Below are 19,285 nucleotides of genomic sequence, written 5' to 3'. Positions count from 1 at the left end.
ATCGGTTGGGTATCTGAATCGTGGTGGCGGCAGCGGCTGCCACCCGATACGGTTCCAGCAATAGCTAGAGCTGAGCAAAATTCAGCCATCGGGGACGAGCCAGGTGTTTACAGACCGGCCGGCCCAGGAGGGAACGGATATGGAACCAGACCTGGAAGTCGTCCAGATTCGGCGCGGCGAGTCATTCAAGGCTTGGTCGCACGGGTATCCCTTCCATACGGTCAGGTGGCATTTTCATCCGGAATACGAGATCCATCAGGTCGTGGTGACGAACGGTCGCTACTTTGTCGGCGATTTCATCGGCCAGTTCGAGCCGGGCAATCTCGTGCTCACCGGACCCAACCTGCCGCACAATTGGGTGAGCGATCTGCCGGTGGACGTCGCCATCCCGCTGCGCGGCCGCATCATCCAGTTCAGCGAAGAATTCATAGGCGACACGATGAAGCTCATGCCTGAGCTTTCGGGCCTCGGTGCGCTGCTGGAATCCTCCCGCCGTGGCGTGCTGTTCTCAGGCAATACAAGCAAGGAGCTCGCCCCGCTGATGGAGGAGATCGTGGCGGCGAAGGGCGTGCGTCGGATTGAGCTGTTCATGATGATTCTGGGGACGCTGTGCCGCGCGCGGGGTGCACTGCCGCTCTCCAGCCCTAACTATTTGCCCGACCCGTCCGGCTACATGTCGGCTGGGATGAACAAGGCGCTCGCCTTCATCCGCGAGAACCTGACGCAGCCGTTTGGCGAAGCAGATCTCGCGACGATCGCCCGCCAGTCGCAAAGCTCATTTTCGCGCTCGTTCCGCCGTCACACGGGGATGTCGCTGGTACAATACGTCAAGCGGCTCCGCATCAATCTGGCCTGCCAGATACTGATGAGCGACGAGCACGCATCCATCACCGACATCTGCTTCCAGGTCGGCTTTAACAATCTCTCCAATTTCAATCGGCAGTTTCTGGCCGAGAAGGGCATGCCGCCCTCGCGCTTCAGACGATTGCTGGCCGACAACATCAACGCGGCTCGCGCCGCCTAACCGGGAGGAGCAAGGGAGGAGGACGATTACGGGAAGAATGACGCGGGCGCGCCGATGGCCGCCTGCGAAGGAGATTGCTTGTCCGGAAATTCCGCGTGGCTTCGGAGGATATCGGCGCTGACCGCCGTTTGCCCTCCGGCTGCGGAAGCAGGGAAGGCGTGTCTCCAAGAGATCAATGCGTAGCACTCTAACACCCAGTTTCGGAAAGGGAAGTCCGGATGACGAAACTCTCGTTCAAGACCACGGGCACAGCCGCGCTCGTCCTGTCGCTGCTCGGCGCAACGGCCTCGTTCTCGCAGGCTGCGGAGGTGAAGGACGCGACTGTTGCTTTCCTCATGCCCGACCAGGCCTCCACCCGTTACGAACAGCACGACTATCCAGGTTTTGCTGCCGAGATGAAGAAACTCTGCCAGAGCTGCAAGGTCATCTACCAGAATGCCAGTGCAGACGCCGCGCGCCAGCAGCAGCAATTCAACTCGGTGATCTCGCAGGGCGCCAAGGTGATCGTGCTCGATCCAGTCGACTCGACCGCCGCAGCTTCGCTGGTCAAGATGGCGCAGTCCCAGGGCATCAAGGTGATCGCCTACGACCGCCCGATCCCCGACGCCAAGGCCGACTTCTACGTCTCCTTCGACAATGAAGGCATCGGCAAGGCCATCTCGGAATCGTTGGTCAAGCATCTGAAGGACGCCAAGGTCACGCCGAAGGAAGGTGAAGGGGTGCTCCAGATCAATGGATCGCCGACCGATGCCGCCGCGGGACTCATCAAGAAGGGCATCCATGCGGGCCTCGACAAGAGCGGCTATCCGATCCTCGCCGAATACGACACGCCGGACTGGGCGCCGCCCAAGGCGCAACAATGGGCCAGCGGCCAGGTCACCCGCTTCGGCAAGAAGATTCTCGGCGTCGTCGCCGCCAATGATGGTACGGGCGGTGGCGCAATTGCCGCTCTCAAGGCCGCCGGTGTCGATCCAGTGCCTCCGGTGACAGGCAACGATGCGACGATTGCCGCGCTTCAGCTCATCATCGCCGGCGATCAGTACAATACGATATCCAAGCCCAGCGAGATCGTTGCAGCTGCCGCGGCCCAGGCGGCGGTGGAATTCCTCTCGGGCGGTACGCCCAAGGCGGAAACCACTCTCTTTAATACGCCGTCGAAGCTGTTCATTCCGGCGGTCGTGACCGAGCAGAACCTGAAGACGGAGATTATCGACAAGAAGATTCAGACCGCCGATCAGCTCTGCACGGGCAGATATGCCGCCGGATGCAAGAAGCTCGGCATCACGCAGTAAGCGAAGCAGTATCCCGGCCGCTCACCGCGGCCGGGATGAACGCAGGGAAGGCGGACGCGGAAATGTCCACGATCTCGGATGTCGATCAACCGCAGCAGAGGCCAGGCGAACTGGTCCTGAGCCTTCGCGGCATTTCCAAGAATTTCGGCGCCGTGTCCGCCCTGACCGACGTCGATCTCGACGTTCATGCCGGCGAGGTCGTGGCGCTTGTCGGCGACAACGGCGCCGGCAAATCCACACTGGTGAAGATCCTTGCCGGTGTGCACCAGCCCACCTCGGGGACGATCGCCTTCGATGGCGAACATGTCGTCCTGTCCGATCCGGCCACGGCACTTGGTCTGGGCATCGCCACGGTCTTCCAGGACCTGGCGCTCTGCGAGAATCTCGACGTGGTCGCCAACATCTTCCTGGGCCGCGAGCTCAATCCTATCAGGCTCGATGAGGTTTCCATGGAGGTCCGGGCCTGGACGTTGCTCAACGAACTGTCGGCGCGCATTCCGAGCGTGCGTGACCCCGTTGCGTCGCTCTCCGGCGGGCAGCGCCAGACTGTGGCGATCGCGCGCTCACTGCTGACCGAGCCGAACCTTATCTTGCTCGACGAGCCGACCGCCGCACTCGGCGTCGCCCAGACCGCTGAGGTGCTCGACCTGATCGAGCGTGTGCGCGCCCGCGGCCTCGGCGTCATCGTGATCAGCCACAACATGGAGGACGTGCGCGCCGTCGCCGACCGGATCGTGGTGCTGCGCCTCGGCCGCAACAACGGCGAATTCGGACCCGACGTGACCAACCAGGATCTGGTCACGGCCATCACGGGCGCCGACGAGAATTCGGTCTCCCGGCGTGCCAGCCGACGCCGCGCGCAGCAGTCGCGGGAGGTGCGGCCATGACCGACAATACACAACGGGTTTCGACCGCGCAGCTGCTGGACCGTCGCGACGAGCGCGTCGCACATGAGGACACGATCGGCAGCACGATCGGCGGCTTTGTCGACCGCGTGCGGTCGGGCGACCTCGGCTCTCTGCCGGTGGTGGTCGGGCTGCTGATCATCTGCACCGCATTCCAGAGCCTCAACCCGGTCTTCCTGGCGCCTGACAATCTGGTCAATCTGCTGTTCGATTGCTCGACCGTGGGCGTCATCTCGCTCGGCATCGTTTGTATCCTGATGGTCGGCGAGATCGACCTCTCGGTTGGCTCGGTGAGCGGGTTCTCCTCCGCGCTGGTTGGCGTGCTGTGGGTCAATCAGGACTGGCCCGTGGCGGTGGCGATCGTCACAGCGCTGGGGCTCGGTGGCGCCATCGGCGCGCTCTATGCCTTCTTGTTCAACCGCCTTGGCATGCCGAGCTTCGTCTCGACGCTGGCCGGCCTGCTGGCATGGCTCGGCCTGCAACTCTATCTGCTCGGCTCGTCCGGCTCGATCAATCTTCCCTACGGATCGCCGCTGGTCAATTTCGGACAGATGCTGGTCATGCCGCCGATCGTATCCTACGCGCTGGCGGCACTTGCCGGCGTGGTCCTATTCGCGACCGGCTACCGCATGGCAGCGCGCAGGCGAGCGGCGGGGCTGTCTGCAAGCTCACTCGGCCGCCTTTTGCTGAAGGGTGTGCTGGTCGTCGTCGTGCTCGAATTCATCGTCTACTATCTCAATCTCGCGCGCGGCGTTCCGTGGATGTTCGGCCTGTTCGTCGGCTTGTGCGTGGTCATGAACTACGCGCTGAAGCGGACCAAATGGGGCCGCTCGATGAGCGCGGTCGGAGGCAATCGCGAGGCCGCCCGTCGTGCCGGCATCAACGTTCGCCGGATCAATACGAGCGCCTTCATGCTGTGCTCCACGCTGGCAGCCGCGGGCGGTATCCTTGCCGCCGCACGGCTGGCATCTTCCAGCCAGCAGGCCGGCACGGGGGACGTGAACCTTAACGCCATCGCCGCCGCTGTCATCGGCGGCACCAGCCTATTTGGCGGCCGCGGCAGCGCCTATTCCGCACTGCTCGGTATCATCGTCATCCAGTCGATCGCCAGCGGCCTTACGCTGCTCGATCTGTCTTCGTCGCTTCGGTACATGATCACGGGTGCAGTGCTTGCCGTCGCGGTCATCGTCGACTCGCTGGCACGACGCTCGCGCGTCTCACATGGCCGAGCCTAGACAACTCCAACAAGAGGACCGACCGTGGGCCAGGAACTTGCAGGAAAGGTTGCCGCGATTACCGGCGCTGCCTCGGGCATCGGTCTCGAATGCGCCAGGACGATGATCGCAGCGGGCGCGCGCGTGGTGCTGGTCGACCGGGCCGAGGACGCGCTGAACAGCGTCTGCCTCGAACTGGGCGACCACGCGATCCCGTTGCGTATCGATCTCACCGATCAGGCGAGCATGGCGGGCATGATGCCGCAGGTGCTGGAAAAGGCCGGCCGGCTGGACATCTTCCATGCGAATGCCGGAGCCTATATCGGCGGCGAGGTGCTCGATGGCGACCCCGACGCTTGGGACCGCATGCTCAACCTCAACATCAACGCGCTGTTCCGCTCGATCCACGCGGTGCTGCCACATATGGTGGAGCGCAAGAGCGGTGACATCATCGTCACCAGTTCGATCGCCGGTCTCGTCCCCGTCGTCTGGGAGCCGATCTACACCGCCTCGAAACACGCCGTGCAGGCTTTTGTCCATACCGTGCGTCGGCAGGTCGCGAAATATGGCCTGCGCGTCGGCGCCGTGGCGCCCGGCCCGGTCGTGACCGCGCTCATCAGCGACTGGCCGAAGGAGAAGCTCGAGGCGGAAATGGCGGCAGGTGGCCTGATCCAGCCGACGGAAGTTGCGCAGGCCGTGCTCTTCATGTTGACCCGTCCGAGAAACGTCACGATCCGCGACCTCGTGATCCTGCCGCAGAGCAACGATCTGTAACGCTTCCGCATCTGCGATCTGGACGTTGCTGCATGGTGAGGGACTCCGCGATGACTCGTCATTTTCTGGGTATCGACGTCGGCACGGGCAGTGCGCGAGCCGGGGTCTTCGATCGCTCCGGCAGACTTGTCGCCACCGATAAGGCCGACATCGCGCTTTGGCGGGAGGCCGGCGATATTGTCGAGCAGTCGAGCGAGGACATCTGGCGCGCCGTATGCTGCAGCGTGCGGGGCGCGGTCGAAAAGGCCGGTGTCGCGCCGGACAGCATTGCCGGTATCGGCTTTGACGCGACCTGCTCGTTGGTGGTGCTGGGCATTGGCGGCGCGCCGCTTCAGGTCGGCCCGTCCGGCGATCCTGCCCGCAATATCATCGTTTGGATGGACCACCGCGCCGTCGAGCAGGCGCGTCGGATCAACCGCACGGGCGCGAAAGTTCTCGACTATGTCGGGGGAGCGATTTCACCCGAGATGGAGACGCCGAAGCTGTTGTGGCTTGCCGAAAACATGCCCGGCACTTTTGCGGACGCCCGGCAGTTCATGGACCTGACGGATTTCCTCACCTGGCGTGCAACAGGGAGCCTTGCTCGCTCCACCTGCACCGTCACGTGCAAGTGGACCTATCTGGGCCACGAAGACCGCTGGGATGGCGGCTTCTTCCGTTCGGTCGGTCTCGGCACGCTGGTGGACGAGCAGTTTCGCCGGATCGGCACCGAGATCGTGCCCGGCGGCACACCGCTGGCTGCCGGCCTGACAGCGGAGGCAGCGACCGACCTCGGCCTGAAGCTTGGCACCTCCGTTGCGGCAGGCCTGATCGACGCGCATGCGGGCGGTGTCGGAACGGTGGGGGCGCGTGGAGCTGCGGGGACGGCGCTCACGCGCATGGCCTATGTGTTCGGAACGTCCGCCTGCACCATGTCCACCACGAAGAACCCGGTCTTCGTTCCCGGCGTTTGGGGACCTTATTTCTCCGCCATGTTGCCCGAGCTATGGCTCAATGAGGGCGGACAGTCGGTCGCTGGTGCAGCAATTGATCATCTCGTGCAGATGCATCCGTATTCCGCACAGGCGACACATGCGGCGCGTCAGGAGCAACGGACGCTCGCCGATTGGCTCGCCTCCCAGGTGGACGCGCGCGGCGGTGCGGAGATGGTTCGGGAATTGGTTGGCGAGCTTCATGTCGTGCCTGAATTCCTCGGCAACCGTGCGCCCCTCGCTGATCCCGATGCGCGTGCGCTGATCGCTGGACTGGATATGCGCGCCGACCTGGAGAGCCTGTTGGCGCTCTATCTTGCCGGCCTGTGCGGCCTTGGTTACGGCGCGCGGCAGATCGTGCGCGCCCAGCAGGATAAAGGCATCGCCATCGATACGATCGTCGTCAGCGGTGGTGCGGCCCAGAGTCGCCTCGTGCGGCAGGTGCTCGCCGATACGACGGATTTGACGGTCGCTGCCTCGGCATCTCCGGAGCCCGTGTTGCTCGGCTCCGCGATGCTCGGATCAGTTGCTTCGGGCGATCACGCCGATGTCAGCCAGGCGATGGAAGCGATGTCGGCGTTGGGAGAAATACATTCACCCCATGCGGCCCTGGCAAACTGGAATATCGAGCGTTTTGCAGCCTTCGAGGCCTTGCAGAAGGTCGGCCGATCAATCCAAAGCCACTCTAGTTAGCCTAGTTTCGCGACGTGCGGCGGGCGCCGCTCTCTCCCCGATCATTGCCGAAGCAACGCAGGGATTTAGCCGACGTCACTCCGCTTGCCGAACGCAGGTAGCAACCCCACGCGATCTACTGTGCATGGGGTTGTTTTCGCGTTTTGCGTTCAGCCCCGTCCGACGAACGGCATCTTGGTTGCCATCACCGTCATGGTCAGCACGTTGGCATCGAGCGGCAGGCCGGCCATGTAGGCCACGGCATCGCCGACCGCCTTCGCATCCATGCGCGGCTCGTGCTTGGTGGCGCCGTCCGGCTGCAGCACGCCCGGGCCGTTGACCATGCGATCGGTCATCGGCGTTGCGGCATTGCCGATGTCGACCTGGCCGACGGCGATGTCGTACATGCGGCCGTCGAGGTTGCTCGCCTTGGTGAGGCCGGTGATGGCGTGCTTGGTCGAGGTGTAGGCCGCCGAGAACGGGCGCGGCGCATGCGCCGAGATCGAGCCGTTGTTGATGATGCGGCCGCCGCGCGGGCTCTGGTCCTTCATGATGCGGAAGGCGTGCTGGGTGCACAGGAACGGCCCGGTGAGGTTGGTGTTCACCACCGCCTGCCACTGCTCGAGGCCGAGGTCCTCGAAATTGACGGCAGGTGCGCCCATGCCGGCGTTGTTGAACAGCACGTCGAGCCGGCCATAGGTCGCCTTCACCTTGTCGAACAGCGCGGCGATCTGCTCCGGCTTGGTCATGTCGGCGGTGACGCACAGGCTCTTGCCCGCGGGGCCGAGCTTCGCGGTTTCCTCGAGCATGTCGAGCCGGCGCCCGACCAGCACCACGGTGAAGCCGGTGTTCATCAGCGCCAGCGACGCGGCGCGCCCGACACCGGTGCCCGCACCCGTCACCACTGCGATCTTCTTTGCTTCACTCATCGTTTCCTGCCTTTTCTTCAGTTGTCAGGTCTTGGGTTCTTTTTCGTTCTTGTAGGGCGGCCGCGGAATGTTCTGATGCGCCGCGCGCAAGGCCGCCGACCAGCGCGAGCGCAGATCGTGGAAATAGGGCTCACCCGCCTCGATGCGGTGGTTGAGATCGGCATCGCAGGCGTCGGCGCGCACCACCAGCACGTCGATGGGAAGACCGACGCCGAGGTTCGAGCGCATGGTCGAATCCATCGAGATCAGGCCGGTCTTCAGCGCCTCGTACAGCTCGACGTCGTAATGCATGGCGCGGTCGAGCACCGGCTTGCCGTATTTGTGCTCGCCGATCTGCAGGTACGGCGTGTCGGTGGTGCACTCGATGAAATTGCCTGCCGTGTAGACCATGAACAGTCGCATCCGCGCGCCCTTGATCTGGCCGCCGAACAGGAAGGAGACGTCGAAGGACACGTCCTCGGATTTCAGTGCCGGCCCTTCGGTCGCGTGCACCGCCCGGATCGCCCGGCCGATGCGCTGGGCGGCCTGGAACATGGTCGGCGCGTTCATCAGCGTCTCGACCTCACCCGTGGTGGGGTCTTCCAGGCCCTCGGTCAGGGTGGAGAGGACCGACTGGCTGATGGCGAGATTGCCGGCGCTGGCAATCGCCATGATGCGGTCGCCCGGCTTGGAGAAGATGTGCAGCTTGCGGAAGGTCGAGACATTGTCGAGGCCGGCATTGGTGCGGGTGTCGGCGATCATGACCAGCCCGTCCCGAACCAGGATTCCACAACAATAGGTCATTTCCAGTCCCCGAACGCGTTTGCGCGGAATTACTAGCCAATTTCGCCGGCCGCTCCAACCCCCGATTCCCGGGGGGCGTCGTGATTCCGGGGCGCGGCGAAGTCGCGAGCCCGGTATCCATCAGGCCGCAGCGCTAGCGGTGAAATGGATTCCGGGCTCGCGCTGACGCGCGCCCCGGAATGACAGGAGAAAGTGGCTCAGCTCTGCCGCTGGGATTGCGATTGCGACTGCCCGCCGCGGCCGGCCTGGTCGACCTTGACCGCGACGGTCAGCGTCTCCGCGCCGCCGCCATAGCGAGTGCCGCGTACCGGCGCTGCGCCGAGATAGTCGAGCCCGATGGCGACGCGGACATGGGCATCGGTGGCGCAGATGCTGTTGGCGGGATCGAAGCCGACCCAGCCGAGACCGTCGACATAAGCCTCCGCCCAGGCATGGCCGGCGTCCTGATGCACGGTGCCGTCGGAGCGCAGAAAGTGTCCGGAGACGAAGCGCGCCGGCACGCCGCCAGTGCGGGCGCAGGCGATGAAGATATGCGCATAGTCCTGGCAGACGCCGCGCTTGAGCGTGAACGCCTCGGCCGCCGACGTGCCGCTGTTGGTCGGATCTTCGTCGAAGGTCATGTGGTCGCTGATTTGCGACATCAGTGTATGCAGGAAGCCGAGCGTGTCGGTCTCGGCCTCGCTGCGCAACTGGCGCGCGACCGCGGCCATCGCCGGATTGACCGTCGTGAGATCGGTGGTGCGCAGAAACATGTCGGCAGGAAAGCGCTCGTCGGCGCCGCGCAGCACACCGCCGGTATCATGGGTCTCGATCAGCCCTTCGGCGGTGATCTTGATGTCGCCGACGGGCCCGCAGGACAGCACATGGGTGACGTTGCCGAAGGCGTCCTCATGGATGTCGAGCTTGGTGTCGGTCGAGACGTCGATCTGCCATTCCGCCACATATTGTCCGTCATGGCTGCACGGCGTCATGCGCAGGATCTGGATCACGCTGGTGGCCTGCGGCTCGTAGCGATAGGTCGTGGTGTGCTGGATTCGCAGGCGCATGGTGTTTTGATTCCGTCATTCCGGGCTCGCCCCTTCGGCGTTCCGGAGTGACTGCGTGTATCAGATCAAATACTGCTTCGTGATGATTTCGCCCAGCCTGGAATTGTCCGCAATGAATTCCTGAATGAATTCATGCACGCCATGCTGGAAAATGTCGTTCATGTTGCTGTGTTCCAGCCGGTTGCGGATGCCACGGGCGTGGCGCTGCGCCGGGCCCTGACGGCCATAGGCGACGCCGATCTGGTCGAGGTTGCGCGTAAGATTGTCGTAGCAGCTCGCCAGCGAGCGCGGCAAGGTGCCGTTGAGAATGAGCAGATCCGCGACCAGCCAAGGCTTCAGCGTCTCACGGTAGACCCAGTGATAGGCCGTCAGCGCCGACACCGAGCGCAGGATCGAGCTCCACTGATAGAAGTCGAGCGGACCGCCGACATGCTCTTCCTCGGGCAGCAGCACGTGATACTTCACGTCGAGAATGCGTGCAGTGTTGTCGGCGCGCTCGAGATGCAGGCCGAGCCGCGAGAACCAGTAGGCATCGTTGCGGAGCATGGTCCGGTAGGCCGAGCCGTCGAAGCGCAGCGAGGTCTCCTGCACGAAGCGCAGGAATTTTGCGAGGTCCTCGCGTGTGGAGGTGCCTTTGCTCCAGACCGCCTGAAGCTCGATCCAGGCGGAGTTGATGGTGTCCCACATCTCGCTGGTCAGCGCGGTGCGCACCGAGCGCGAGTTCAGCCGCGCCGCCTCGATGCAGTTCCTGATCGAGGACGGGTTGTCCGCCGAGAACGAGAGGTAGTCGACGACGTTGTGCTCGTTGGCTTCCTCGTGGGTCTGATAGAAGCTTTCCGCGACGCCGGCGGTCAGCAATGCCGAGTCCCACTCGTTGGTCTTGCCGATATAGGCGGCGGGAAGCGCGGTGACGCGCAGGGTCGCATCGATGGTGCGCGCGAGGTATTCGGCCCGTTCGACGTAGCGGGCGAGCCAGTAGAGGTTTTCGGCGGTACGCGACAGCATCTCTCTACTCGTCCAAGATCCAGGTGTCTTTGGTGCCGCCGCCCTGGCTCGAATTCACCACGAGCGAACCTTCCTTCAACGCGACACGCGTCAGCCCGCCCGGCACGATCGTCGTGCTCTTGCTGCCGGTGAGCACGAAGGGCCGCAGGTCGACGTGGCGTGGCGCGAGGCCGGAGGCCGTGCAGGTCGGGCAGGTCGAGAGCGCCAGCGTCGGCTGCGCGATAAAGCCTTCCGGCTCGCGTTTGAGCTTCTCGCGGAAGGCTTCGATCGTCGCCTTGGTCGCGGCGGGGCCGATCAGCATGCCGTAGCCGCCGGAGCCGTGCACTTCCTTCACGACGAGATCGCCGAGATGGTCGAGCACGTAAGCGAGATCCTTCGGCTCGCGGCAGCGCCAGGTCTGCACGTTCTTCAGGATCGGCTCCTCGCCGAGGTAGAATTTCACGATCTCCGGCATGTAGGAGTAGATCGCCTTGTCATCGGCGATGCCGGTGCCGACCGCGTTGGCGAGCGTGATGTTGCCGGCCGCATAGGCCGACATCAGCCCGGGCACGCCGAGCGCAGAGTCGGGACGGAAGGTGAGGGGATCGAGGAAATCGTCGTCGACGCGGCGATAGATGACGTCGACGCGTTTCACGCCCTCGGTCGTCCGCATGAACACTTCGTTGTTCTTGACGATGAGGTCGCGGCCTTCCACGAGCTCGATGCCGAGCTTGTCGGCAAGGAAGGAGTGCTCGTAATAGGCGGAGTTGTAGACGCCGGGCGTGAGCAGGGCGACGGTCGGTTCGCCCGAGGCACCGTTTGGCGCGACCGAGCACAGCGCGGAGAGCAGCTCGTCCGGATAGCGCTCGACCGGCGCCACCCTGTGGCGGGCGAACAGGTCCGGAAACAGCCGCATCATGATCTCGCGGTTTTCCAGCATGTAGGACACGCCGGAAGGTGTGCGCGCATTGTCCTCCAGCACGATGAAGTCCTCGGCATCGACCCTGATGATGTCGATGCCGGCGATGTGCACGTAGACGTCGTGCGGCACCTGCTGGCCGTTCATCTCGGGCCGGAACACCGGGTTCTGGAAGATCAGATCGTCGGGCACGATTCCGGCGCGGAGAATGTCGCGGCCGTGATAGATGTCGCGCAGGAACATGTTGAGCGCGCGCACGCGCTGCTTCAGGCCCTTCTCCAGCAGCGTCCATTCCTTGCCGGACATGATCCGCGGGATCACGTCGAACGGAATCAGGCGCTCGGTGGACTCGGTATCGCCATAGACGGCGAAGGTGATGCCGATGCGGCGGAACAGGAGCTCGGCCTCCTGACGGCGATATTCGAGCGCCTCGGGGGGCGTCTCCTTGAGCCAGCGCGCCAGCTCCTGGTAGGCGGGACGAAGGTCCCCACCCGGAATATTCATTTCATCGAACGCGACTGCCATAGATCCCGACTTGTCTCCGCAAGGCGTTGCGCCAATTGACAGGTCGTCTGGCCTTGGTGAAGACCGCAACGTCCTGGCCATGCGGCAAGAGTGCATGACTCTGAGGAGGTAGCAAGGGGCGGGCCAGCGCGATAAGCATGGAGAGAGGGCATTTGCCGGGGATGGCCGGGACGATGCCTGAAAAAATGGCTGAGGACTGCTTAATTCAGCAGCAAAACCGCGTGACTTCAACGCGTTACCTCGGCAAAGTCGGGACCAGAGCTGAGGGACTTAAGGCATGAGCGAGATCGTCACGGCGGGCATTCTGGTCATCGGGGATGAAATCCTGTCCGGCCGGACCAAGGACAAGAATATCGGCTTCATCGCCGAATACCTGACCAATATCGGCATCGACCTGAAGGAAGTCCGGGTCGTTTCCGACGACGAGCCCGACATCATTGCCGCGCTGGATGCACTGCGGCACCGCTACACCTATGTCTTCACCACCGGCGGCATCGGCCCGACCCATGACGACATCACCGCCGACAGCGTCGCCAAGGCGTTCGGCGTCGGCATCGACCACCACCCCGAAGTGGTCGCTCGTTTCCGCGAGCGCTGGAGCGAGCAGGACCTCAACGAGGCCCGCCTGCGCATGGCTCGCATCCCCGACGGCGCCGAGTTGATCCAGAGCGCGACCATCCTCGCCCCCGGCTTCAAGATCGGCAATGTGATCGTGATGGCCGGCGTGCCCTCGATCATGCAAGCGATGATGGACATCGTCTCGCCCAAGCTGAAATCCGGCGTCCGCATGCTGTCCGAATCGGTTCGCGCCAATGCGCGGGAAGGCGATATCGGCGGCCCCTTGCGGACGATCGCGGCAGCCCACCCCGACACCATCATCGGCAGCTATCCCTTCATGGACGAGGAGCAAAAGCCGAACACCAATCTGGTGGTGCGCTCGCGCGACGCGGATAAGCTCGCCTCCGCGATGGCAGCAGTGAAGGAAATGCTGGCGGGATTGAACATCACCCGGTAGCAGATGGAGCTGTCGGCAGACGAATGCAGGAGACGAAGATGGCTGGTGAAGTACCGGAACTGAGCGCGCAGGAGCGGGCCGGCCGGCCCTTTCCGGTGTCGTGGGATCAGTTCCACCGGGACTGCCGGGCGCTGACCTGGCGGCTCAACGAGGTTGGCCCGTTCCACGCGGTGATCGCGATTACCCGCGGCGGCCTGGTGCCGGCCGCGATCGTGGCGCGCGAGCTGGGCGTGCGCGTGATCGATACGGTCTGCATCGCCAGCTACGACCACGACAAGCAGGGCGAACTGCAGGTCCTGAAGGGCATTTCAGAATCGGCGATGAAGCTCGGCGGCGGCACCGGCAAGGGGCTTCTGATTGTCGACGACCTCGTCGACACCGGCAAGACCGGCAAGCTGGTGCGCGAGATGCTGCCCGACGCGCATTTCGCCACCGTCTACGCCAAGCCGAAGGGGCGCCCGCTGGTCGACACTTTCATCACGGAAGTCTCGCAGGACACCTGGATCTTCTTCCCCTGGGACACTGCGCTGTCCTATCACCCGCCGCTCCGCGACGGCGCGGCCTAGTTATCGCCGTCATGGCGAGCCTAGCGATGCAATCCAGAAATGGCATCCGCGGAAATGGTCTGGATTGCCTCGTCGCTTCGCTCCTTGCAATGACGGGTGGAGGCAGTCATGCCCCTGCAAAATCGCGTCACGCCGACTGGCGAGATCATCGCCACCCCGCATCGCGGTCTGTTCACCGGCAATCGCGGCATCATCCATGATCCCGCGACGAAGACGCTGCTGAAGAAACGCTGGTCGACGCCGGCCTGGCTCACCTGCACCTGCGAATTCCGCGGCCGGCGCCGCGAGGTGATGGCGCAGCGAAGCTGGACCGAGCTGTTCTTTCTCGATGAAGCCACCGCGCTCGCCGCCGGGCATCGCCCCTGCTTCTATTGCCGACGCGACGATGCCAATCGCTTCCGCGCCGCGTGGGAGAAGGGCAACCGCGTTCACGACGTCCGCATGCACGACATCGACACGGTGCTGCACCACGAGCGGCTCGATCACGGCAAGAAGCGGCTGCACGCGCTGCTGGTGCCGCTCGACCAGCTTCCCGACGGTGCGATGCTGCAGCAGGGTGACGAGAGTTATTTGGTCACGCGGGGCAGGGCGCTGCTGTGGTCGCCGGTAGGCTATGCCGCGATGGAGCGTCATCCTGCCGAAGCAACGCTGCTGACGCCGCCATCGTCGCTGCGCGCAATGAACGCAGGTTATCAGCCGGTGCTGCACCCGACTGCACTGTCCTAGCGCAGCGGCTTACCCTCTTCATCCACGGTCGTCCGGGCATCGCGCAGTGCCCATTCGCGAATGACCTGACGGCAGCGGGTGAGGTCGGCCTCGCTTGCCGCACTCGGAGCTTTCGACGCCCGTTCGACCATGGCCTTGCAGTTCAGCAGCACGGAGCGATCCTCCGCGTGCGCACGCAGCGTGAACGCTGCAAGCGCCGCTATGACGAGGGCCGGTCGGACCACTGCCATCAACCCAGCTTCTCGCGCGCGAGCGCCGCACCCGCGCCGAGCGCCATCAGCTTGGCTTCGGCGATCTCGCGCCGCATCGGCGCCATGCCGCAATTGGTGGTGGCGATGATGTTGCTCTTGGGCACGAATTTCGACACTGCGTCGATCACCTTGACGACGTCCTCGGCGGTCTCCACCGTGTCGCTGGCGACGTCGATCACGCCGGCCTGCACGATCTTGTTCTTGAGCAGCGCGAGCAGATCGAGCGGCACTTTGGAATTGCGGCACTCGATCGCGACTTGCTGGATCGGGCTCGCGTCGATCGCCGGAAAAATCTGCTCATACTGCCGCCATTGCGAGCCAAGCGTTTCCTTCCAGTCGGTGTTGGCCTTGATGCCGTAGCCGTAACAGATATGCACGGCGGTGGCGCAGGTGAGGCCTTGCGCAGCGCGCTCCAGCGCCTTGATGCCCCAGTCGTTGACCTCGTCCATGTAGACGTTGAAGGCGGGCTCGTCGAACTGCACGAGATCGACGCCGTCGGCCTGAAGCGCCTTGGCTTCCTCGTTCAAGAGCTCGGCGAAGGCGAAGGCCATTTTCACCCGATCGCCATAGTAACGATCCGCAATCGTGTCGATGATGGTCATCGGGCCAGGCAGGGTGAACTTCAGCTTCTTCCGTGTATGCGTCCGCGCCACGCGCGCCTCGTCGGCGTGAACGCGTCCCTTCAGCCGCAGCGGCGCGACCACCTGCGGCACCATCGCCTTGTAGCGGTCTTTTCGGATGCCCATCTCGACCTTGTGGGCGAAATCGATGCCTTCGATCTTCTCGAGAAACCCGTGCACGAAATGCTGCCGGGCCTGCTCGCCCTCGGTGACGATATCGATGCCGGCGTCCTCCTGGACCTTCACCGCGAGCATCGTCGCGTCGCGCTTGGCGCGAAGAAGCTCGTCACCTTGCGACTTCCAGGGCGCCCAAAGCATGTTGGGCTCGGCGAGCCATTCCGGCTTGGGCAAGGAGCCGGCGATCGTCGTTGGAAACAGCATGGGTCCCTCCCGGCGGGTTATGATTGCGCCTCTGTCTGCCATGTCTTAACGTCGAGGTACAGAACAACAAAAGTCGCCTTCTATTCCGGTGGCGACGACGGGAAAGGCCCACGGAAGGGTCAGAGGAAAGGCCGTGATCGATCTCCATTATGCGCCGACGCCGAACGGCTGGAAAATCTCGATCATGCTGGAGGAACTCGGGCTTCCCTACGCCGTGAAGCCCGTCAACATTCGCGCCGGCGAGCAGTTCGGCCCCGAATTTCTGGCGATCTCGCCCAACAACCGCATTCCCGCGATCGTCGATCACGACCCTGCCGACGGCGGCGCGCCGTTCTCTGTGTTCGAGACCGGTGCGATCCTGATCTATCTGGCGGAGAAGACCGGCCGTTTCTTGCCGTCCGATCTGCGCGGCCGCTCCACCACCATCCAATGGGTGATGTGGCAGATGGCGGGGCTCGGGCCGATGCTCGGTCAGCACGGCCATTTTGCGCTCTATGCGGCGGAGAAGATTCCTTACGCGATCGAGCGCTACCGCGACGAGGCGGCGCGGCTCTATGGCGTGCTCGACCGCCAGCTCGCCAAGACCGGCGCCTACGTCGCCGGCGACTATTCGATCGCCGACATCGCCTGCTTTCCCTGGACCATGACCCACAAGGCGCAAGGCTTTACGCTCGACGACTACCCGAACGTGAAGCGCTGGTACGCCGAGGTGCGCGCCAGGCCGCAGGTGCAGGCGGGCCTTGCGATCGGCAAATTCGTCAAAGAGCCGTTCGACGAGGAATCACGCAAGATCATGTTCGGCCAGAGAGCTAAGGAAGTGTTGGGAAAGAAGTAGTGCCTCCGCTCTCTCCCCGTCATTGCGAGGAGCTTTTGCGACGAAGCAATCCAGGCTGTTTCCGCGGAGGCATTCTGGATTGCTTCGCTTCGCTCGCAAAGACGGGGGAGAGAGCAACAAGATACAAGGAAACGCCATGATCGAATTCTTCTTCGACTGTTCCAGCCCGTGGACTTATCTCGCCTTCCACAACATCCAGCCGCTCGCCAAGGAGCTCGGCGCCGAGATCACCTGGCGGCCGATCCTGGTCGGCGGCATCTTCAACACGGTCAACCCGAGTGTTTACGCGCAGCGGGAGACGCCGGTGCCGCTGAAGGCGCGCTACATGAAGAAGGATCTCGCCGACTGGGCGCGCTCGGCGGGCCTCGCGATCAAGATGCCGCCGACGGTGTTTCCGGTGAACAGTGTCAAGGCGATGCGCGGCTGCATCTGGCTGGGCAAGGATATGGTGCCGTTCGCGACCGCATTGTTCGAGGCCTATTGGGGCGGCGACAAGGACATTTCGCAGGACGCGGTGCTGGCCGAGATCTGCAGGAAAGTCGGCATCGACGACCAAAAATTCCTCGCCGGCATCTCGGAGCAGGCGATCAAGGACCAGCTCAAAACCAACACGGAAGAGGTCGTCGCCCGTGGCGGTTTCGGCTCGCCGACGATCTTCGTCAACAAATCCGACATGTATTTCGGCAATGACCGCCTGCCGCTGATCCGCGAGGCGTTGATGCGCAGCAAGGCGAGCGCGGCCTGATGGTGCGGGCTGTCGTCTGCCGCGCGCTCGGCGCGCCCGAGCGCTTGCTGTTGGAAGAGTTTCCATCGCGCGCCCTCAAGCCGGGCGAGGTGCGGGTTGCGATCCGCGCCGCCGGGCTGAATTTTCCGGATGTGCTGATGGCGGCCGGCGAATACCAGCTCAAGCCGGAGCTGCCGTTCACGCCCGGCATGGAAGCCGCAGGCGACGTGACCGAAGTCGGCGCGGAGGCGAAGGGTGTCGCTGTCGGCGACAAGGTCATCGTCAAGATGCGCCACGGTGCCTTCACCGACGAAGCCGTGGTGACGCCGTCGCAGCTCACGCCGATGCCATCGAACTTTGACTATGCAGAGGGCGCGACCTATCTCGCGGGCCACGGCACCGCCTATCACGCGCTGATCGACCGCGGCCGGGTCGAGCCCGGTGAGGTGTTGCTGGTGCACGGCGCCGGCGGCGGCGTCGGCCTTGCTGCTGTCGAGATCGGCAAGATGCTGGGCGCGACCGTGATCGCGACGGCCTCCAGCGACGAGAAACTCGCGATCGCGAAATCGCGCGGCGCCGACCATCTCGTGCGCTACGACCGCGAGCCGTTCCGCGACGCCGTCAAGCGCATCACCGCTGGCCGTGGCGCCGACGTCGTGTTCGACCCCGTCGGCGGCGAGGTGTTTGAGAACTCGATGCGCTGCATCGCCTGGGGCGCGCGGCTGCTGGTGATCGGTTTTACCGGCGGGATCGGCTCGGCCAAAACCAATCTGCTGCTGATCAAGGGCGCCAGCGTGCTCGGTGTGCGTGCGGGCGAGGCGGTGCGGAAAAACCCCGCGCTTGGCGAGGTCCGCCTGAAGACGCTGCTGCAATGGGCGGAGGAGGGCAGGCTGCGCCCGAACATCTCGCACCGCCTGCCGCTCGCAGATTACGCCAAGGCGATGCGGTTGTTGCTCGATCGCAAGGCGATCGGGCGGGTCGCACTCGTCATGGACTAACGGTGCCGTAGGGTGGGCAAAGGCGCGCACTTCCGCGCCGTGCCCACCACCTTTTTTCTGTCACGACCAGAAGGTGGGCACGCTCCGCTTTGCCCACCCTACGAGAGCGTTATTTGTACTCCCGCTCACTCCACCACGGGAAATAGTCCGGCATATCGCTGGACACCTTGTTCTTGAATTGCGCCGGACGCTTTTCCAGGAACGACGCCACGCCTTCCTTCACATCCTCGGAGCGGCCGCGGGCGTAGATGCCGCGGCTGTCGACCTTGTGGGCCTCCATCGGATCGTCGGCGCCCATCATGCGCCACATCATCTGGCGGATCAGCGCGACCGACACCGGCGCGGTCTTGGTCGCGAACTCCTTGGCGAGCGCACGGGCGGTCGGCAGCAGATTGTCGGGGGCGACGACTTTGCTGACGAGACGGCCTGCCAACGCTTCCTGTGCCGGGAAGACGCGGCCCGAATAGCACCATTCCAGTGCCTGCGAGATGCCGACGATGCGCGGCAGGAACCAGCTCGAGGCCGCCTCCGGCACGATGCCGCGCTGGGAGAACACGAAGCCGAAGCGCGCAGCGTCCGAGGCAATGCGGATGTCCATGGCGAGCTGCATGGTGACGCCGATGCCGACGGCGGGTCCGTTCACGGCAGCGATCACCGGCTTCAGGCACTTGAAGATGCGCAAGGTCACCTGGCCACCGCCGTCGCGGACCTGCGGATCGCTGTAATCGACCTTGCCGTCGGCGAAACGTTTGACGGGCCCGCGCCGCGCGTCGCGATCGAAGGTGTCCGCGCCCGACGACAGATCGGCGCCCGCGCAAAAACCGCGGCCGGCGCCGGTGACGATGATGGCGCGGACATTGTCGTCCTTGTCGGCGGCGTCGAACGCGTCGATCAGCTCCGCCTGCATCTGCGCGTTGAAGGCGTTGAGCTTGTCGGGCCGGTTCAGCGTGATGGTGAGGATCTGCTCAGCGACCTCGTATTTGATCGTCTCATACGCCATGGGTGGTTTCCTTCCCGGTTTCTTTGTCATCTCTCTAGCATGTCATTCCGGGGCGCGCGACTTGTCCGCCGAAGCTCGAAGAGCGAAGGCGGAAGCGCGAACTCCGGTGCATTGTGCACCTGAGAATCCGT

Annotated in this window: 20 protein-coding genes; 12 read left to right on the top strand and 8 right to left on the bottom strand. The window is 64.0% G+C overall.

Annotated features, from left to right (window positions below; genetic code table 11):
* Positions 1–139 precede the first annotated feature (139 nt).
* The 6 genes from K3F49_RS02225 (at position 140) to K3F49_RS02200 (ending at position 6,873) form a co-directional block, all read left to right on the top strand.
* Positions 140–1,024 (top strand): AraC family transcriptional regulator, encoded by an 885-nt coding sequence (locus tag K3F49_RS02225; protein ID WP_234680556.1) that lies wholly within the window; start codon positions 140–142, stop codon positions 1,022–1,024.
* Between the two features lie 218 nt (positions 1,025–1,242).
* The gene (locus K3F49_RS02220) at positions 1,243–2,316 is read left to right on the top strand and encodes an ABC transporter substrate-binding protein (protein ID WP_234679149.1); all 1,074 of its coding nucleotides are present in this window, start codon (positions 1,243–1,245) and stop codon (positions 2,314–2,316) included.
* Positions 2,317–2,378: 62 nt separating this feature from the next.
* Positions 2,379–3,203, top strand: a complete 825-nt coding sequence (locus K3F49_RS02215) for an ATP-binding cassette domain-containing protein (protein ID WP_234679147.1) — start codon at positions 2,379–2,381, stop codon at positions 3,201–3,203.
* Positions 3,200–4,456: a sugar ABC transporter permease gene (locus K3F49_RS02210; RefSeq protein ID WP_234679144.1), complete on the top strand. Its 1,257-nt coding sequence runs from the start codon at positions 3,200–3,202 to the stop codon at positions 4,454–4,456. The genes K3F49_RS02215 and K3F49_RS02210 overlap by 4 nt, the downstream gene beginning before the upstream one ends.
* 24 nt (positions 4,457–4,480) lie before the next feature.
* Positions 4,481–5,209 (top strand): SDR family oxidoreductase, encoded by a 729-nt coding sequence (locus K3F49_RS02205; protein WP_234679142.1) that lies wholly within the window; start codon positions 4,481–4,483, stop codon positions 5,207–5,209.
* Positions 5,210–5,259: 50 nt separating this feature from the next.
* Positions 5,260–6,873 (top strand): FGGY-family carbohydrate kinase, encoded by a 1,614-nt coding sequence (locus K3F49_RS02200; RefSeq protein ID WP_234679141.1) that lies wholly within the window; start codon positions 5,260–5,262, stop codon positions 6,871–6,873.
* Positions 6,874–7,022: 149 nt separating this feature from the next.
* On the opposite strand, the gene K3F49_RS02195 is transcribed toward K3F49_RS02200, so the two are convergent.
* The 5 genes from K3F49_RS02195 to K3F49_RS02175 all read right to left on the bottom strand — a co-directional run bounded on the left by K3F49_RS02195 (position 7,023) and on the right by K3F49_RS02175 (position 12,038).
* Positions 7,023–7,781: an SDR family oxidoreductase gene (locus K3F49_RS02195; protein WP_234679139.1), complete on the bottom strand. Its 759-nt coding sequence runs from the start codon at positions 7,779–7,781 to the stop codon at positions 7,023–7,025.
* A 24-nt stretch (positions 7,782–7,805) separates the two neighbouring features.
* The gene (locus tag K3F49_RS02190; protein ID WP_234679119.1) at positions 7,806–8,564 is read right to left on the bottom strand and encodes a proteasome-type protease; all 759 of its coding nucleotides are present in this window, start codon (positions 8,562–8,564) and stop codon (positions 7,806–7,808) included.
* Positions 8,565–8,761: 197 nt separating this feature from the next.
* Positions 8,762–9,610: a transglutaminase family protein gene (locus K3F49_RS02185; protein ID WP_234679118.1), complete on the bottom strand. Its 849-nt coding sequence runs from the start codon at positions 9,608–9,610 to the stop codon at positions 8,762–8,764.
* Between the two features lie 60 nt (positions 9,611–9,670).
* The gene (locus tag K3F49_RS02180; protein ID WP_234679117.1) at positions 9,671–10,615 is read right to left on the bottom strand and encodes an alpha-E domain-containing protein; all 945 of its coding nucleotides are present in this window, start codon (positions 10,613–10,615) and stop codon (positions 9,671–9,673) included.
* A 4-nt stretch (positions 10,616–10,619) separates the two neighbouring features.
* On the bottom strand, positions 10,620–12,038 hold the full coding sequence (locus tag K3F49_RS02175; RefSeq protein ID WP_234679116.1) for a circularly permuted type 2 ATP-grasp protein: 1,419 nt from the start codon (positions 12,036–12,038) through the stop codon (positions 10,620–10,622).
* Positions 12,039–12,315: 277 nt separating this feature from the next.
* Between K3F49_RS02175 and K3F49_RS02170 the strand changes: the two genes are divergently transcribed.
* From K3F49_RS02170 to K3F49_RS02160, 3 genes are all read left to right on the top strand, one after another.
* Positions 12,316–13,053 carry a competence/damage-inducible protein A gene (locus K3F49_RS02170; RefSeq protein WP_234679115.1) on the top strand — a complete coding sequence of 246 codons (738 nt, stop codon included), beginning with the start codon at positions 12,316–12,318 and terminating at the stop codon, positions 13,051–13,053.
* Positions 13,054–13,091: 38 nt separating this feature from the next.
* Entirely contained in the window at positions 13,092–13,619 is a 528-nt protein-coding gene (gpt, locus tag K3F49_RS02165) for a xanthine phosphoribosyltransferase (RefSeq protein ID WP_234679114.1), read from the top strand.
* 108 nt (positions 13,620–13,727) lie between these two features.
* Positions 13,728–14,345, top strand: a complete 618-nt coding sequence (locus tag K3F49_RS02160; protein ID WP_234679113.1) for a hypothetical protein — start codon at positions 13,728–13,730, stop codon at positions 14,343–14,345.
* On the opposite strand, the gene K3F49_RS02155 is transcribed toward K3F49_RS02160, so the two are convergent.
* Positions 14,342–14,575, bottom strand: a complete 234-nt coding sequence (locus K3F49_RS02155; RefSeq protein WP_234679112.1) for a hypothetical protein — start codon at positions 14,573–14,575, stop codon at positions 14,342–14,344. The genes K3F49_RS02160 and K3F49_RS02155 overlap by 4 nt on opposite strands.
* Positions 14,575–15,597 (bottom strand): methionine synthase, encoded by a 1,023-nt coding sequence (locus K3F49_RS02150; protein WP_234679111.1) that lies wholly within the window; start codon positions 15,595–15,597, stop codon positions 14,575–14,577. Before K3F49_RS02150 ends, K3F49_RS02155 begins: the two co-directional genes overlap by 1 nt.
* A gap of 133 nt (positions 15,598–15,730) precedes the next feature.
* Between K3F49_RS02150 and K3F49_RS02145 the strand changes: the two genes are divergently transcribed.
* The 3 genes from K3F49_RS02145 to K3F49_RS02135 all read left to right on the top strand — a co-directional run bounded on the left by K3F49_RS02145 (position 15,731) and on the right by K3F49_RS02135 (position 18,154).
* Entirely contained in the window at positions 15,731–16,432 is a 702-nt protein-coding gene (locus K3F49_RS02145; RefSeq protein WP_234679110.1) for a glutathione binding-like protein, read from the top strand.
* Positions 16,433–16,568: 136 nt separating this feature from the next.
* Positions 16,569–17,177 carry a 2-hydroxychromene-2-carboxylate isomerase gene (locus K3F49_RS02140; RefSeq protein WP_234679109.1) on the top strand — a complete coding sequence of 203 codons (609 nt, stop codon included), beginning with the start codon at positions 16,569–16,571 and terminating at the stop codon, positions 17,175–17,177.
* Positions 17,177–18,154 carry an NADPH:quinone oxidoreductase family protein gene (locus K3F49_RS02135; protein WP_234679108.1) on the top strand — a complete coding sequence of 326 codons (978 nt, stop codon included), beginning with the start codon at positions 17,177–17,179 and terminating at the stop codon, positions 18,152–18,154. The genes K3F49_RS02140 and K3F49_RS02135 overlap by 1 nt, the downstream gene beginning before the upstream one ends.
* A gap of 109 nt (positions 18,155–18,263) precedes the next feature.
* On the opposite strand, the gene K3F49_RS02130 is transcribed toward K3F49_RS02135, so the two are convergent.
* On the bottom strand, positions 18,264–19,154 hold the full coding sequence (locus tag K3F49_RS02130; RefSeq protein ID WP_234679107.1) for a crotonase/enoyl-CoA hydratase family protein: 891 nt from the start codon (positions 19,152–19,154) through the stop codon (positions 18,264–18,266).
* Positions 19,155–19,285: the final 131 nt, after the last annotated feature.

It is taken from the genome of Bradyrhizobium monzae (genome assembly GCF_021458635.1).
Classification (GTDB): Bacteria; Pseudomonadota; Alphaproteobacteria; order Rhizobiales; family Xanthobacteraceae; genus Bradyrhizobium.
Note: the sequence above shows the minus strand (reverse complement) of the source record. Positions and strands in the feature narration are given on the sequence as shown.

Coding starts and splice junctions, on each gene's coding strand:
- K3F49_RS02225 (WP_234680556.1), top strand. CDS start 140: ATGGAACCAGACCTGGAAGTCGTCCAGATTCGGCGCGGCGAGTCATTC.
- K3F49_RS02220 (WP_234679149.1), top strand. CDS start 1,243: ATGACGAAACTCTCGTTCAAGACCACGGGCACAGCCGCGCTCGTCCTG.
- K3F49_RS02215 (WP_234679147.1), top strand. CDS start 2,379: ATGTCCACGATCTCGGATGTCGATCAACCGCAGCAGAGGCCAGGCGAA.
- K3F49_RS02210 (WP_234679144.1), top strand. CDS start 3,200: ATGACCGACAATACACAACGGGTTTCGACCGCGCAGCTGCTGGACCGT.
- K3F49_RS02200 (WP_234679141.1), top strand. CDS start 5,260: ATGACTCGTCATTTTCTGGGTATCGACGTCGGCACGGGCAGTGCGCGA.
- K3F49_RS02195 (WP_234679139.1), bottom strand. CDS start 7,781: ATGAGTGAAGCAAAGAAGATCGCAGTGGTGACGGGTGCGGGCACCGGT.
- K3F49_RS02190 (WP_234679119.1), bottom strand. CDS start 8,564: ATGACCTATTGTTGTGGAATCCTGGTTCGGGACGGGCTGGTCATGATC.
- K3F49_RS02185 (WP_234679118.1), bottom strand. CDS start 9,610: ATGCGCCTGCGAATCCAGCACACCACGACCTATCGCTACGAGCCGCAG.
- K3F49_RS02180 (WP_234679117.1), bottom strand. CDS start 10,615: ATGCTGTCGCGTACCGCCGAAAACCTCTACTGGCTCGCCCGCTACGTC.
- K3F49_RS02175 (WP_234679116.1), bottom strand. CDS start 12,038: ATGGCAGTCGCGTTCGATGAAATGAATATTCCGGGTGGGGACCTTCGT.
- K3F49_RS02170 (WP_234679115.1), top strand. CDS start 12,316: ATGAGCGAGATCGTCACGGCGGGCATTCTGGTCATCGGGGATGAAATC.
- gpt (WP_234679114.1), top strand. CDS start 13,092: ATGGCTGGTGAAGTACCGGAACTGAGCGCGCAGGAGCGGGCCGGCCGG.
- K3F49_RS02160 (WP_234679113.1), top strand. CDS start 13,728: ATGCCCCTGCAAAATCGCGTCACGCCGACTGGCGAGATCATCGCCACC.
- K3F49_RS02155 (WP_234679112.1), bottom strand. CDS start 14,575: ATGGCAGTGGTCCGACCGGCCCTCGTCATAGCGGCGCTTGCAGCGTTC.
- K3F49_RS02150 (WP_234679111.1), bottom strand. CDS start 15,597: ATGCTGTTTCCAACGACGATCGCCGGCTCCTTGCCCAAGCCGGAATGG.
- K3F49_RS02140 (WP_234679109.1), top strand. CDS start 16,569: ATGATCGAATTCTTCTTCGACTGTTCCAGCCCGTGGACTTATCTCGCC.
- K3F49_RS02135 (WP_234679108.1), top strand. CDS start 17,177: ATGGTGCGGGCTGTCGTCTGCCGCGCGCTCGGCGCGCCCGAGCGCTTG.
- K3F49_RS02130 (WP_234679107.1), bottom strand. CDS start 19,154: ATGGCGTATGAGACGATCAAATACGAGGTCGCTGAGCAGATCCTCACC.